Source organism: Paenibacillus sp. FSL K6-2524 (assembly GCF_038005525.1).
In the GTDB taxonomy this organism is placed as follows: domain Bacteria; phylum Bacillota; class Bacilli; order Paenibacillales; family Paenibacillaceae; genus Fontibacillus; species Fontibacillus anaericanus.
The window spans coordinates 5,939,100-5,954,883 of the sequence record NZ_JBBOSP010000001.1; the positions used below are offsets into that span (position 1 = coordinate 5,939,100).

At 43.8% G+C, this 15,784-nt stretch carries 8 protein-coding genes; 2 read left to right on the top strand and 6 right to left on the bottom strand.

All coding sequences use genetic code 11. The features are described 5' to 3' along the window. Positions 1 to 125: 125 nt before the first annotated feature. From NST85_RS27650 to NST85_RS27660, 3 genes are all read right to left on the bottom strand, one after another. On the bottom strand, positions 126 to 7,733 hold the full coding sequence (locus NST85_RS27650) for an alpha-amylase (protein WP_341190935.1): 7,608 nt from the start codon (positions 7,731 to 7,733) through the stop codon (positions 126 to 128). A 173-nt stretch (positions 7,734 to 7,906) separates the two neighbouring features. Further along, positions 7,907 to 8,635 (bottom strand): response regulator transcription factor, encoded by a 729-nt coding sequence (locus tag NST85_RS27655; RefSeq protein WP_127191679.1) that lies wholly within the window; start codon positions 8,633 to 8,635, stop codon positions 7,907 to 7,909. A gap of 298 nt (positions 8,636 to 8,933) precedes the next feature. Further along, positions 8,934 to 9,692: an AAC(3) family N-acetyltransferase gene (locus tag NST85_RS27660; protein ID WP_127191678.1), complete on the bottom strand. Its 759-nt coding sequence runs from the start codon at positions 9,690 to 9,692 to the stop codon at positions 8,934 to 8,936. Positions 9,693 to 9,861: 169 nt separating this feature from the next. On the opposite strand from NST85_RS27660, the gene NST85_RS27665 reads away from it, so the two are divergent. Further along, positions 9,862 to 10,194, top strand: a complete 333-nt coding sequence (locus tag NST85_RS27665; protein WP_127191677.1) for a heme oxygenase — start codon at positions 9,862 to 9,864, stop codon at positions 10,192 to 10,194. Positions 10,195 to 10,265: 71 nt separating this feature from the next. Here NST85_RS27665 and NST85_RS27670 read toward each other — a convergent pair whose 3' ends face one another. Together NST85_RS27670 and NST85_RS27675 are read right to left on the bottom strand one after the other, a co-directional pair. Further along, on the bottom strand, positions 10,266 to 11,681 hold the full coding sequence (locus NST85_RS27670) for a hypothetical protein (RefSeq protein WP_127191706.1): 1,416 nt from the start codon (positions 11,679 to 11,681) through the stop codon (positions 10,266 to 10,268). Positions 11,682 to 11,826: 145 nt separating this feature from the next. After that, positions 11,827 to 13,089, bottom strand: coding sequence for an acyltransferase family protein (locus tag NST85_RS27675; RefSeq protein WP_127191676.1), 1,263 nt, complete (start codon positions 13,087 to 13,089; stop codon positions 11,827 to 11,829). Positions 13,090 to 13,499: 410 nt separating this feature from the next. Between NST85_RS27675 and NST85_RS27680 the strand changes: the two genes are divergently transcribed. Next, positions 13,500 to 14,720, top strand: a complete 1,221-nt coding sequence (locus tag NST85_RS27680; RefSeq protein ID WP_127191675.1) for a GNAT family N-acetyltransferase — start codon at positions 13,500 to 13,502, stop codon at positions 14,718 to 14,720. A 73-nt stretch (positions 14,721 to 14,793) separates the two neighbouring features. Here NST85_RS27680 and NST85_RS27685 read toward each other — a convergent pair whose 3' ends face one another. After that, on the bottom strand, positions 14,794 to 15,741 hold the full coding sequence (locus tag NST85_RS27685) for an EamA family transporter (RefSeq protein ID WP_127191674.1): 948 nt from the start codon (positions 15,739 to 15,741) through the stop codon (positions 14,794 to 14,796). Positions 15,742 to 15,784 lie beyond the last annotated feature (43 nt).

Genomic DNA, 15,784 nt, shown 5'->3' on the forward strand with positions numbered 1-15,784 from the left:
CCGGCCTAATCTCCAATCTCATCTTATCACGGACAACGCGTGGGAGATATTGTAATTAAGTAAAATATAGCGACTATCCATAAAAAAATAGGCCAGCCAGTAATTGGCTAGCCTATTCGATGCAGTTATCTACCGATGCGAGCGAAAGGGACAGTAAGCAAGTCGATATCGGCCCACTCTAAAGGAGAGTTAGATTCGCTTACCCCTGACGTGTCGGAAGTCGAAGGATCATTAGGAAGGGTATCCATTGGTGAGAACTCACCTTGGTGCAGCATTACACCGATCCCTACATGCTCAATATCCGGGTTACCCAGTGCGCTCAGTGGAATTTTAGCTTCATAGAATGTATCGCGATTTGCATCGTGACCCAGCATCATGTATTCTACAAGTTTGCTAGGATCGTTAACATCATCAGCATCCTTCACACCCCATAGAGTTGTGTAACCTTTACCTTTGGCAAATTTAACAGTAATACCTGCAGCTGCACCTGTCTTATAGTTTACACTGCCATCATCAACAGGGAATACACCGTTAATGGCCTTGGAAATGTACCCGGTATGGAACATATTCGAAGCAATATTGAATTGGTAATCTGGAAGGTTGGCTCCCCCCCATAGCGGCTGATTAGCATTCTTCTTCCACATATCATTACTTGCGCCAGCACCAGAAATTGTATCGAATGCAATCGTTTGTGGCATATCCATAGAACGTATTGGTGTACCGCCTGCAGAACCCGCATTAGCTGGATCTACAATGTCTGTTACGTCTACGTATTGCCATGCGAGATACAGATACTCATTATCCCATGCCGCCCATAGATGGCTGAGATCCATTGGTGATTCATGCAGAGACCAATTACTGCCAAGTGTACGTGGGTCATCACCAGCCATGTCGATAGCAATCAACATGTCATCTGTCCATTCACCGTTATTAACGCCATCAATCATAATTGGAGTAGCTACGCGCTTGCCAAGTGTCGGGTTCGTAGAATACGGTTTATCCCCTCCAGGAATGAAGATCGGCGTTTGTAACGTAACAACGGTAATTTCATTACTCTCAGAAGAGAAATTACCAGCAATATCATAAGCTTTAACGGTATAGCTATAAGGAGTTGTTTCATTTAAGCCTATATCTATGAAGCTTGTTATGGTCGAAGTGCCTACCTGAACTCCATCTCGATAGATCACATAACCTTCCACACCTGTATTATCCTCTGAAGCTGCCCAAGATAAGCTCACTGTGGTGTCGGTTACATCATTCGATACAAGATCCGCTGGTATGCTCGGCGGTTGTGTATCTCCTGGATTGTCTGTACTAAACTTCATGTCATCCACTATAAAGCTACCCGAACCGTTTTCCCCAGATCCACGAAGGATAACATACACTTTGGCACTGACTGCAGTATCTGGCGTAATACCACTCAACTGTAGTGGACTATAGCTGTCAGAAACCTCACTATGATTCAGCACCGCGTATCCAACGAATGCGTTGCTTGCATCATAGAAATCGATATAAAACTGAATAATGGCATCGGTCAGGCTGTTTATTTTAAATTGACCGCTTGCGGTATATGATGTGTTCGCTTCAACTGGAATAAGCTGATACACCATAGCCGCACTACCGATGGACAAGTTAGTGCCCGTTAGTTGTTGTGCTTGGCTTCCAGAAGTTACTGGTGTTGTCACCAATTCAAAACTAGCGGTTACTCCATCCGAAGTTGCATCGACCCAATTGTCCGCCACGCCGTTACTTCCTGTATAGGCTTCAAAACCTGGGTTAAGAAGCAAGTTACCACTAAAGACATTCTCTAATGTTGTCACGTTAAAAGCTAGGCTTGGATCGGACTTATTGCCCGCCGCATCCTCCGCTTTCACGGTAAAACTGTAGACCGTGTTTGGCGATAAGCCTGTAATCGTATAACTTGTTGCTGTACCTGCCACGCTTCCGGCTAACAAGCTACCATTGAAGATGTCATAACTTACAACTCCAACGTTATCCATTGAAGGCATCCATTGAATCGTAACAGAGGAAGTTGTCGCTGTACCTGTTACGTTAGTCGGTTGGGATGGTGCGATTGTATCACCACCTCCTGGCACTACAACCGTTACTTCATTACTATATCCAGAGAAGTTGTTTGCTTCATCACGAGCGCGAACCTGGTACTTGTAAGTCGTACCTTCCGTTACTGTGCTATCGATAAAGGTTGTACCATCAAGGTCAATCGTCTCTGAATTTGTACCTACCTTTCGGATTATTTGGTATCCCACAACATCAATATTGTCTGTAGAGGCGCTCCAAGTCAGGGTAATAGTTTTAGGAGAACCTACGCTGAGATTGCCTGCTAAATTTGCAGGAACCGAAGGAGCTATCTTGTCCGTGCCTTCTGGTTTCTCACCGATTTTCACTTGTCCTACAACACCGTTGATACCCGGAATGTAAATATTATCTCCCACATTAAAGAAATAGTTCTTCTGACTATTACTGTCCCAAACATTACTTCCATTGTTGAAGCATGCTTCAAGTCTGGTTGCCGTCCCAATATCAATCGTTATTTTCTTGTAGCCAGGGTTTATTGGATCATTGGCCATGGTTACACCAGGAACTGCCGTCCAAGTGCCACCCTCTGCACGATAGTGGATATTCACGTTGCTCCAACCCTCTTTGTAATAAACCGTCACTTTATTGCCTGGCCCAGGTATTGCTGGTTTGCCAGCAGTTACCGTACCTGCGCTATAAATATTGTCCCCTTTGTTGAAGAAGTAGTTCTTCTGGTTGTTGCTGTCCCATTGTCCGCTACCATTGTTGAATGCTGCTTCAACTCGTGTTGCTGTAGAGGTTCCAAGATCTATGGTGTATACCGCATAACCAGGAATTGCTGACTCTTCCATCTTCACGCCCGGAACCGCAGTCCAAGTACCACCCTCAATGCGATAGTGAATGTAAGGTGTCGCATATCCCTTTTTATAATAGATAGTCACAACATTGTCTGGAATAGGTCCTGTCTTTTCAGTTGTTACCGTCAAATCACCACTCGGATCAGAAGTACCGCCAGATTGGCTTCTGGCAATAACCTTATAGGTATACGTCGTTTCAGCAGTCAACCCCGTATCCTTATAAGTCGTTGTTGTAGGCGATCCTACCTTAACATTGTTACGGTATACATCATATCCCGTGATTCCAGTAACGTCCGTGGATGCTGTCCATGTCAATGTTACCGTTTTGTCGGTTTTTACCGATGCAGTCACGTTCGACGGAGTCGTTGGTTTCGTGAGGACACGTGGATCCGTATCATGCCATACACTTCCGTCATACCAGCCAGTTGCTGCTCTTGTAAAACCAGGTTGGTTCTGTGCCGGCATCTGCTTACCTGTACTGTCCTTAAAGATAAATGTTGCTTTCTCAGCTGTTGCGAAGGTGTACACATACCAATCGCCACCATCACTCTGCATTGCCGGTGCTGTGGCCCATGTTGGATCGTTGTCCTTCGGAGCTGTGTCATAGAAGTATAGGCTTGGAGTTCCCCAAGCAGCCGGTTTCTTGAAGAAAATTTGCAGCTTCGCATTAGGGTCACCCTTCGTAAAGGTGTACGATGCTGTCCCCTCACCGTTCTCATTTGTACCATATAATTTTAATGTTTTCGTATCATCTATGGCCATATCTGCGCCAATGGTAATCGTTGTTCCGTTTGTAAATGCAATACCATTAATCGGATCACTGCCGTCTAGCGTATATTTACCACTATCCGCATTTTTCACCGAAAGAGTGATCGTCGTTGTTGCTGTTTTGAATTTACCGCCCGCTGGAGAAGCCGTTAGAACCGGGAACTTCTTGTTAGCGCCCACATTCTCAATCAGAATAACTCCATTAGCTCCGGCCGTAAACTTGGCTTTACCATTACTTACAACAACTTCGCTCTTCGTGTAAGCATCTCGTACGGTAGTACCATCAGGGAACATACTAGATACGTTAATATCTACAGTACCCGAGGTACCCGTAGCAACAACAACCTTATCAAGTATGTCTCCTTGCTCATAGGTGCGGGAGAAAGTATACGGGCTGTCCGCGATTTTCTTGTGAGTTCCTGCACCAACAGCGATGTGGTTATTTCTGAACTGTCCAATTTTTTGCCAGTGAGACAGAATAGTCTGGTTCATATTGTTCCAATTCATATCTGAACGCGCGCCTTGGTCAGGGTCAGAACCCGTAGCTCCAAATGGTCTTCCAGACTCATCGCCATAGAAGGTTTGGACTCCACCTGGAAGTAACAATAGTGCTGTACCAGCTTGAATCAGGTTGTCACGACTGTACAACCCTTTATCATGTGATGAGATGTAACTGAGCATGTTGTAATTAGGTAGATCGTTATTAAACTCGCTTGCATAACGAGAGAACGTACCTTCTAGATCGTTCATATTTGAGCCCTTGAATGAGAAGTTGATTAAAGAGTCAAACCCGCCAGTGTCAAAATACCTGGTATCCCGACCGAGTCCTTGATCAAATACTTCCCCCGTCATCCAGAAGCTGTCTGTCCAATTCGCTCCTGGTTTGGTAGGGTTGCTCTGTCTCCACTTTGTAAGGGCGCTGTTTGCACTCGTCTTAAGATCTTTCCATCTATCAGCTTGTACGTGTTTAGCCGTATCAATCCGGAAACCGTCGATTCCGAATTCTTCAACCCAAGAGGACAACCATTTAATCATGTAATCCTTAGGTGCAATATTTAGGTCTTTGCGGTATTGTTTAGCAGCCGGAACAATCCAATTATCATAACCACTAGTTTCTTTGCCAAATTTCGTTTTTAAGACAGGAGGTAAAGAAGTACCACTGGTAGACTCCGTCTTAATATCTGGTAAGAAACCTACTAATGATGTAAGCTCATCGCCGCCACCTTGGTCGTAACCAGAAATGTTACTAGCGCGAATCCAACTACTGCCCCACCATGTTGCCCATGCGCTCGTATTCGTCGTATTCATAATATTGTTGTGCGTGTGCCAAGTCTGGCCCTGATCCTTATTCGGAGTCCAGTTGCCTGCTAGTCCTCCACGATCACCATATCCGTATTCTGCCATGTCTACGAGATTCGGATAAGCGACATGGTTCATAACAACATCAAATACAACACGAATACCCTTGGTGTGTGCGAGATCAACAAACTCACGCATTTCGTCAATAGTTCCTATGCTCTTATCCATTTCAGTGAAATCAAGTCCATAGTATCCATGATAGCCGTAATGGGCAAAGTCGCCATCTTTACCTCCCACCCAACCGTGCATTTGTTCCCACGGAGCTGTGAGCCAGATCGCGTTCGTACCCAAGTCAGTAAAATAGCCTTCTTCTAATTTTTTCGTCAGACCTTTGATGTCCCCACCGTGGAATGTACCAACATTGGAGCCCCAAGCATCCGTCTTTGGTCGTCCATATGCACCGTCATTACTTGTGTTACCGTTGTTGAAACGGTCTGTCATGACAAAGTACATATTGACATTATCCCAACTGAAAGAGCTTACTACCTCTTGCTGCCCGCCGTTGCCGATTTTGACGCTAACCGGAGAGCTAAACGATGATCTCTGTCCAATAGTATCGACAGCCCTAACTGTATAGATATACGTTTTGTCATTCGCAATGTTTGAATCCGCATAGGATGTGCTGACTGACTCCCCTCTAAGTGTACTGTCACGATAAATTTCATATTTCACCACACCTTTGTCATCTGTGGATGGACTCCATGTCAGACTAACAGATGAAGTGCCTACTGCAGTTCCTTGTACATTCGCTGGCGCAGTAGGGATTTGATCCTGCGTCCCACTGCCTGTTGTGACTGAAATTGCAGTAGTGGCTGCAGACTTCTGTCCAATTGTATCCACAGCTTTGATTGTATACGAATATGTCTTATTAGCTGACACTGTTGTATCCGTATACGAGGTAGTCGTGGTTTCCCCTATGAGAACGCCATCACGATAAATCTCATATTTCACCACGCCTTTATCATCAGTAGAAGCATTCCAAGTCAAGTTAATAGATGTAGTCCCTACGGCGGTGCCTTGTACATTCGTTGGTACAGTAGGAACTTGATCTACTGTTACTGCATCGCGTACCCATACCGATACTGAACCATCTTTAACCTTAAATGTTCCATTACCGTTGGAACCAATAGTCACCTTATCAGTGAAGTTGCCTGTGATGTCCTTCCATTGTTCACCAGCATGGCTTGTCCCGACATACATTGTTTTCGATCCGCCGGTACGGTCAGACATCACTGTAGCCAAACCAGAATTAGGTTTAGACGCCAACCCTTCACGAGTCCAACCGATCAAATCAGTGTTATCGAGATAATCGTTCTGTTTGCCGTAAGCGTAATCCTTACGTGCTATGAGAAGAGGATCAATCTTGCTTTTGAGGGATTTAATTTTCCCAGTCCCAGGAGCCGCTGTACTGCTACTTCTAGTTCCATAGTAATCGCCATAGAATACAGTAGGATACCCTGCTTCACGTGTCAGTGTATACGCATAAGCAAGTGGTTTGAACCAATCAAGAACGGGTGCCCCGTGAGCATCTGTTCCACGGTCAGGCTGCGTATCATGGTTCTCTACGAAAGTTACAGATTTAGTAGAATTTACCGCTGTCAACGTACCACTAGAAAGATTGCGCAGATCGAAGTTCCCGTTAGAACTAGAAGCCTGTGCAAAATTGTTTCGCATCGGAAAATCAAACAAAGACATGCTTTGGCTGACTTTACTCAGGTAGTATTGAAGGTCATTTACACTACCGATAAATTCACCTACAGAGAACAGCTCTTTCCCTGTTTTCGCACGAGCATTTTCTAAAAATTCCTGCATGAAGCTATATTTAATATGCTTAACAGCATCAAGTCTGTAGCCATCTAAACCAATCTCGTTGACATACCATACGCCCCATTTTTTGATTTCATCAGCAACATACTGATTATCGTAATCAAGGTCAGTACCCATCAAGTAATCGTAATTTCCATTCTCACTACTTACTTCCCAGTCCCAGCTTTTGCCTGGATAACGGTAGATCTTACCGTAGTCATCCGAACCATCAAAATGCGTCCAATCCCATTTAAACCCGGAATAAGTATTGTTACGCCCACTAAAGTTATATTTAGTCGAAACGTTTGTATTAAACTCACTAATCGTATTATTGCGATTATTACCTTCTACTTGTGTTACTTTAATATTCTCGGTCTGGTCAGCGCCCATCATATGGTTGACCACAATATCAGCATACACCTGCACGTTATTGCTGTGGAGTGCATTAACTGCTGTCTTCAACTCCGCCTTTGTACCGTACTTCGTCCGTACAGTCCCCTTTTGATTAAATTCACCCAGATCATAAAAATCATAGACACCATAACCAACGTCATCAATCCCAACATGGCCTTTATAAGCAGGAGGTATCCATATCGCCGTGATCCCCACATCGCTTAAATTTTTTGCTTGAGCGGCTAGCTCATTCCAGTGTCCGCCGTCCTTAGCTGAATTCCATTCGAAGAACTGCATAATTGTACCATTAACTGGTGTGCTATCCGCTGCCGCTAATGTTGCAGGAGCTTCCGCAACCTCTATTGCGGGTAAAACTTCGACTTCAATTGCGGAATCCATCACCACTGCTTCTGTTGCCGTTACTAATGGAACCGCAGGTGAAACAGCAATCCCCCATAACATCGAAAAGAGCAACATCATGCTTACAAGAAATTTGTACCTCTTCTTTACCATTACCTTATCCCCCTTATAGCTAGTTGATATAAACAAGTGCATTACCCAATACAAAATACACCCTTTTGCTAATGGAAACGTTTGCACTTTAGTCAATATTATCAACCTTTGTTAAAGTTTGGTTAAAGTAATGCATTTTTTTGTAGAATCATAGTCTTGCTTTCGAACCTTATTTAGAGTTGGTTGTCGATATGATCATCGGATAGGGATACGGACCCGTTAAATTTATATCCAGCCCCACGAATAGTATGAATATAAAGTGGTTCCTTTGGTTTTTTCTCGATTTTTTGCCGCAAGTTATAGATGTGAACCATGACGGTCCTTATATCCCCTTCCTTCATATCCCTCCATATAAGTTCGTATAGGGTTTCCGTGTGAAAAATTCGATTCGGATTCTTAGCTAGGGTGACAAGAAGTCGAAACTCCTTGGTAGATAGGACAACTTCTTTGCCATATGACTTAACAGAGCGTGCGGAGGGGTCAATTTCCAGACCCGGATAGAGCAACAAATGACGTTGATTTACGGGGAAGGCTCGTTTATATCTGCGGATGTGGGCTTTAATTCGAGCGAGTAGGACATCAAAGTTGAATGGTTTCAAAACATATTCATCCCCACCTTGATTTAAAGCGTCAATTCTGAGATTAACTTCACTATGCTGACTTGTAAAAAGTACAGGTTTGTCGCTAAATTTACGCAACTCCATACATACAATCAAACCGTCCACGCTTGGCATGGATACATCAAGAATAATGAGATCCGGATCATGAGAGTGAATATAGGCGATGGAGGCTTGATTGCTGTAAGGGTAGCTAAAAGCTTCAAATCCGTGCTTAGACAAGTATTGAACCAAAAGCTTGCGAGTGTTAGCATCATCATCAATGATTATGATTTTATTCCGCATTGTAATTCTCCTTCCACAAGGATAGAAAGCGCTTTCTAATTGTTCTTTAGCTTTCGCCATACACCAACCTTTTTAAAATGACCACTCCTATAATTACAAGTAATTGGTAAAATTATACTGTATGGTGTACATATTAACACTACATAACCATTTTTTAGCGGGTATTAGGTCCTATTTTTATAAAATATTGCAATAAACGCCTTTATCTGATGAATTCCCATGTACAACTAACAAAAAAAGCCAATCACCCTGTCTCTACCGAGCCATGGCAATCAGCTTATATATGAATCTCTTAAATTTAAGCTAGGGGTTCATTATCTGAAAATAGATCAGGATTGTTCCGCAGCATTTCGGTAAGGATATCCGTCAACTTTACTGTGTCACATACCCATACATTTGCATCACCCAGCTGACTTCTATATATCGCCCCTTGCTCCTCAAGCAATGTCTCGACTTTCCAAAAATGCTCCGACCAAGATAAACCGTGATGTCTTCTAGATGGCACCGGTATTTCTGTTCCATCGCTGAGCACCGTGTATAATTCCTCATGGCTGTCGGTTAATCTCCCTGGAATGTCCAGCCACTCCTCAATACCATGAATGAATGTATTTCTTCGCAAATCTACTCCTACCAATATAATAGTTGCTTGACGATCAAGGAGCTTGCCCCAAGGTGATTCCCGGTGACATGGAGTATCGAGGCGTTCATTTCCTTCTACGAACGATTCCGCATCCTGACCCAAGGCTGCCACGGAGTGAGTTGGATGATAAGAACGTACAACTCCCGAGCGCTTCCGGAATAGTTCAGGCAAAATGCCTATGCATGAAGGTGAAGTCTCTACATAAAATTTAGGATTATCAGCGTTGATAAAAGACCAAGTATGTGTAGGTAGAACAAGTAATCCGTCTTGCATATATTCTGTTAAGGCATCCAGTACGGTATCCGCTCCTCCCTCGACCTCCCCAATACTTTTGAGAGACGAATGCATGAGTAGGGTTCCCCTCTTGTCTATCTCAGCATGTTTGAGTTGCTCTATCAAACTATGTTTAGTATGCATGCTAATACCTCCATTATGTCTTGTTATATGCTGCCATAGTAACACTTTTCCTAATATAAAGCGCCATCATTTGCTTTTGATTATAAATACATTAAAATTAAGATGAACTCTCATAGTCATCCATAAGGTTGAATGTAATCAAATACGAGAACAGAAGGAGCTATGTACAATGATCATCGTAACCAACAGAATTAAAGTTAAAAAGGGAATGGGTGCAGCTATGGCTCCAAGATTTACTGCACCAGGGCCATTGGACTCTTCTAAGGGTATCGTAAAGGTAGAAGTACTACTCACACAGAACCTATCCGACTATGATGAATTAAGCGTAAATACGTACTGGGAAACGCAGGAGGACTTTACCTATTGGAGAAATAGTGATGCGTTCGCTGCTGCTCACAAACGCCCGGAACCAAGTTCAACAGAACCTCCCAAAGAATCACCCATCCTGGGTAGTGAATTAATTACGTATGAGATAGCAGCAACGAAAGAAATCGCTAAATAATATATATCATGAGCAAAGAGGCTGCCAGAGATGGCAGCCTCTTAATTCTTTATGCAAGTCCAGGCCAAACCTTATACCAGAAACATAGCGACAATCGTCGTTACAGTAAGACCGATCAGTACCGGCTTCAAATTGCGTCTTGCTAGCTCGAACGGGCTTACTCCGCAGATAGCGGCTGCTGGAATTAGCGCCCATGGAATCAGCGTACCCCCGCCGACCCAAATGGCGGATACCTGACCGAGAGCCGTCAAGGTCGCAGCGCTGGAATGTGTAGCAGCGGCGAATAATTGCGCAATTGACCCAGCTAAGGAGATGCCGGAGAAGCCTGAACCGTCAAGACCGGTGATAGCCCCAGTGACAGTTGAAGTCACGGCACCCACAGCGCCATTAAGCGGGACATTGCCTGCAAGAGCTACCCCCAGGTCATTCACAATTCCATGCGAAGCTTCGGGAAGAACTTTACCGAACAGATCTGTGAATGCTGCATCTCCGAGATAGAAGAAGGCCGCAATCGGAATGACAGGACCAAATACTTTGAAGCCAAAGACAAATCCATCGATCAGATATGAGGTGATCTTCTCCAAGCCTTGATTACGATGCGCCATTAATGTAACCGCAATCAAAATTAACACTGCTGTTCCACCAACCAACGCAGTTGCATCTCCGCCCTGTAAGTTGAGCAAGAACATAGCTACAACGTCAGCCGCGAACAAAATTGGGATCACAATCGCCAGCCATTTTTTAACCCGAGGAGCCATAACTAAACGGCCTTCCCCATCCTCAGTACCTGAGGTTAATGCATCACCCCGATTTCTGATGGCTACCAATCCATCTCTCCAAGTCCCATTCTTCATATCTCTGCGCATCATCCAGAATGCCGTAACCGTGGTCACCAACCCCATTACGATAACAAGCGGGATACTGGCTGTCATAACGCTAGTCACCGGGAGCCCTGCCGCATCTGCTGTTAATTTGGGAGCGCCTTGGATAATATAATCACCGGAAAGGGCAATCCCATGACCGAATAGGTTCATCGCCACTGCTGCACCAAGTGCAGGCAATCCAACACGGAGCGCTACGGGCAGCAATACAGCCCCAATCAGCGCCACTGCTGGTGAAGGCCAGAAGAAGAAGGAAGTCATCATCATAATGATTCCTATTCCCCAAAAGGCCATCGCCGGTGTGCGTAAGAAACGAGTGAGCGGTGCGACCATCGTCTCATTAATTCCCGTACGAATTAAGACCTGACTCATCGCCACTATAATGGAAATAATCATGATCGTACCCATGAGCTCTTTGGTCGCATAAATAAACGAATTAAAAATCCCCGAGATCGACCCGCTAAGCGTTTCTGTTGCGAGTAAACCAAGTGCAAAAATCCCTACCACGCAAATCATTGTTGTGTCCCGCCGCCTGATCAGCAGTATCATAATGAACACAATAAACGCCAGATACACCCAATGGATTGCAGTTAACTGTATTCCTATCATGGAGTCTCACCCCTTCTCACCTGTAGCAAATGATGCTACAGATTATGCAGGGGCCCAAGCAATGGTTCGACGTCGAACAGGTCAGATACTTTAAATTTGTATTGTTTAGAAAAGCTATATCACATTGCCATAGTCAAGCTTGTTAAGCTTGATGCGTCTTCTCTTGAGGCTTCCTCTGCGTCCATTGTTTCTCGCGATGACGTGACCATTCCATGATCGGTTTCTCTACGAAATAGTAAGAAGCCGTTGCAACGATAAAAGAGGCCACAACTACGCCAAGCGATATCATAGCCCAACGATCTAGTTGTACGACCTTCATATACTGATAGTCCTTCGCCCAATACATACTGATCAGTGTGATGAACAAGGTGTGCCATAGGTACAGTCCAAAAGAAACCTTTGCCGTATACCGGAAAAATCGATTATCTAATAAGTTACCCACCCAACGCGAATAGGGAGCGGTCACTAAGAATAAACCCATCATGGCAGTGAAATAGGGGAAAAAGAATGGCTGGTTCTGAAGGCTCCAATCAAATTCCGGGATATTACGAACATTCCAAAGGAACAGGACCGAAATAATTAAGCTACCTAAACTAAGTAGGTCAAATAGGCCCAATTGACGCAAACGGTCTCTCCTACCCGTTGTCATTTGGAGCTTTGATACAAAGCCTGATGCAATAATCCCCACCGTGAACTGCCCAAAGAATCCCACTACATTATAATTCGGCATCCAGTATTTCGCGCCCCCGATGAGCCCAAATTGCCAACCCCGCTGATCTTCATTTGGGGTGAACAACTGATGCATCAAATAATTACCGCCCATAATGATGAGGAATACTCCAAGCCAATATAGAAGACCTACGGTAAAAGAACGTTTCTTCTTAAAGAAATAGAATAACCCAACCATGAAGGGCGGCATCAGAATATAACTGAATACTTCGAAGCTAATCGACCAGAAAGGCCCTATCCATTCCGAGGGGAAGAAGGTTACATAATGAAATCCCGCAGTGAACGTTAATCCAGTTAAGGTCCGTATCCAAAAGTATTCATGATCTAGTCCTAGTGTAAGCGTAAGAATGATGCATACGATAAAAGCGACATAATACCCTGGCATAATTCGTGCTGCTCTACGCATAGTGTATTGTTTGATACTAGGGAATTGCCCTTCGTTTAAATATTGCCGCCAGAATGGCAGCGCTAACAAAAATCCGCTTAATACGAAAAAAATGCTTACGCCAACATTGCCCATCAGCAGGAACGACTGTAACTTTTGAACCCATACTTCTTGCGCTGACATGGCTAATTTCTGCATTAAATGATGACAAATAACTCCCAGACAAGCAATCGCCCGGAGCCCATCTGCACCAAGGATGCGTTGATCCTGTTTCTTTAATGAGTTGCTCATTGTTTCGCCTCTCTTTCAATCATATCCATACCAAAAACCCAATATTTTCAGGTGTAAAAACCATATTCTAGATATTTATTCTAGTAGATTTATAACATAACTTTCCATTTTAAGAAACAGTACTTTTCAATTTTTATGGTAGAAATAATTCTTTAATGAACCTAAATGCATTTAGTTTCGCAAGAAGTACTTCTACTGTATATACCGGTATAACGAAAGATTATGAATCCTTGTTCGTGGAGATAGAATTATTGTTGCTACTACTAAAACTGCAGTGCAATAAACTAGTAAGATACCAGAAGAAGGGGATCGCAAAAGCGATCCCCTTCTTGTATAATAGGTGTTCGTAATTATGGATAGACTAAGGATATGCTGTTTTTACTGCTTCTAATAATTGGAGGTTGTCACCTGTGAGTCGCCGGAAATTGCATGATAGAATCAAATTGAAACATGTCGAGACCCAGCATGGGGAACAATTTAATAATTTATTGCGTTATGTATTTCAAGTAACGAATCGTGATTTACAAACCTTTGGTTGGGAGAACAGGGAGATTGCCCAATCGAAGCTGCCGATTCTCAAGCACGCAGATGTTCTAGGGTGGTTTGATGGCGATAAGCTGATCTCTCAGCTTGCTGTGTACCCATTTCAAGTGAATATTTACGGGCATATTTATGATATGGGTGGACTTACTGGTGTCGGGACTTATCCTGAGTACGCCAATCTAGGGTTAATGAACAAACTTATGCTACACGCTCTGAGTAATATGCGGGATCGCAAACAATCGATTTCTTACCTTTTCCCCTACTCGATCCCTTATTATAGGCGTAAAGGCTGGGAGATTATTTCTGATAAAATCTCTTTTGAAGTCCCCGATACACAGCTACCTAAGCTCAAAAATGTACCTGGTCATGTGGAACGGGTATCAAATGAGCATCAGGATATCAAGACGATCTATGGGCAATTCGCATTGTTACATCACGGAGCCATGCTCCGTAACGAACTAGCTTGGGAAGAGTATTTACGGTGGGATTTGGATGATATGACCGCTGCTATCTATTATGATAACAACGACCAACCTATGGGATATTTATTGTATTGGATCGCCGAGGAGATCTTTACGATCAAAGAGATGGTCTATATCACCGAAGAGGCTAGGACAGGATTATGGAACTTTATTAGTGCCCATTTCTCTATGATCACCCTAGTCAAAGGCGATATCTATAAAGATGAACCTCTATCATTCATATTGGATGATGGAGATATTAAGGAAACCATTGCTCCCTATTATATGGCCCGGATTGTGGATGCCACCTTATTCATCGAGCAGTATCCATTCCAACCTCAAGAGAAGGAATCCGTGCTCATCTTTAACTTACACGATCCGATGCTGGAGTGGAATCAGGGGACATTCACTTTAACTGTAGATAAATCGGGCAAAGGATATTTGAAGGAGGGGGGCGCTCGGCCTTCCGTTACCATTGACATTAGCACGTTAACTACCATGTTAATGGGCTATAAACGGCCCACTTATCTGGCCCGAATCGGCCGGATGAAGTCCGATGCCGAGTCTGTTCAATTACTTGAACAATTAATTAGTCGGGAACATCCGTACTTTTCGGATTACTTCTAAATTATAGCGTTTGTTCATGCAGTTATGTATAAAGGAAGGGGATGGGAGGACTCTCCCCCCCTTCTATAACTTCCTAGGAAGTTATACGCCCCGTTTTTCTCCACTTTAACTTATAAATCTCTGGAAACATGATCCCGAACAGAACCAAGGCCACCCCTACCCACTGCAGCGCACTCACATGCTCATGTAGGACGAGTGACGACAGCATTACAGCAACCGGCAGCTCGGCGGCACCTAATATACCAGACATACTTTCTCCGATATGAGGCACTCCAATCGCAAACAATACCGGCGGAATGAAAGCTCCGAATAACCCCAACAGGAACCCGAATAATAACAGTTGTCCCCATAACAAACCATTAATCAAGAAATGCGGTGGGAACAATACAAAAACAAGAATCAGTCCCCCCGTAATCATCCAAGCGCTACGATAAGCTGGATGTATTGACGGCACAGCTTTGCCGCTAACTTGAATGAACAATGTATAACTCACAGCGGCGAGTAATCCAAGCACAATGCCAATCATTTGATACTCCGTCCCGCCTTGCTCTATAATTCCCGCTGCCAGTATAGTTCCTCCGAACAATAATACCAAGGTAAAGATCATTATCCCATTAGGTCTTTGGCGTTTGCTTACGGCTTGAATAAGTACACTCATCCACGTGAACTGGAATAATAAGATAATTGCCAGCGAAGCTGGAATATAACGAAGGGATTGATAGTAGAGCAACCCTGTAATGGCAGTCGGTGTGCCAGCTAACATGAGCAGCAACCGCTGTTTCCAGACTAGCTTTGGCGATACCTTACTTGAGCCTGCAGACTGCACCTTATTATTACTTTCCTTACGTCGTTCACGTACCTTCGTATACAAAGCCAATAACCAAGCTAAAATACAACCGGTCAAAAGCTGTGTCCCCACCACTTCACCCAGTTGATATCCCTCTCCGTAAGCAAGTACAACAATGGTCGATAGCACACCATAGCTAATTGCCCCAATTAAAACCGATAATAAGTATTTCATATGATGGTCTCCCCCTTAATCTCCTCTTTAATATTCCCTGGAT

Bases quoted from the DNA above. Each gene is read 5' to 3' on its own strand.
- NST85_RS27650 (WP_341190935.1), bottom strand. From the start codon at position 7,733: ATGGTAAAGAAGAGGTACAAATTTCTTGTAAGCATGATGTTGCTCTTT.
- NST85_RS27655 (WP_127191679.1), bottom strand. From the start codon at position 8,635: ATGCGGAATAAAATCATAATCATTGATGATGATGCTAACACTCGCAAG.
- NST85_RS27660 (WP_127191678.1), bottom strand. From the start codon at position 9,692: ATGCATACTAAACATAGTTTGATAGAGCAACTCAAACATGCTGAGATA.
- NST85_RS27665 (WP_127191677.1), top strand. From the start codon at position 9,862: ATGATCATCGTAACCAACAGAATTAAAGTTAAAAAGGGAATGGGTGCA.
- NST85_RS27675 (WP_127191676.1), bottom strand. From the start codon at position 13,089: ATGAGCAACTCATTAAAGAAACAGGATCAACGCATCCTTGGTGCAGAT.
- NST85_RS27685 (WP_127191674.1), bottom strand. From the start codon at position 15,741: ATGAAATACTTATTATCGGTTTTAATTGGGGCAATTAGCTATGGTGTG.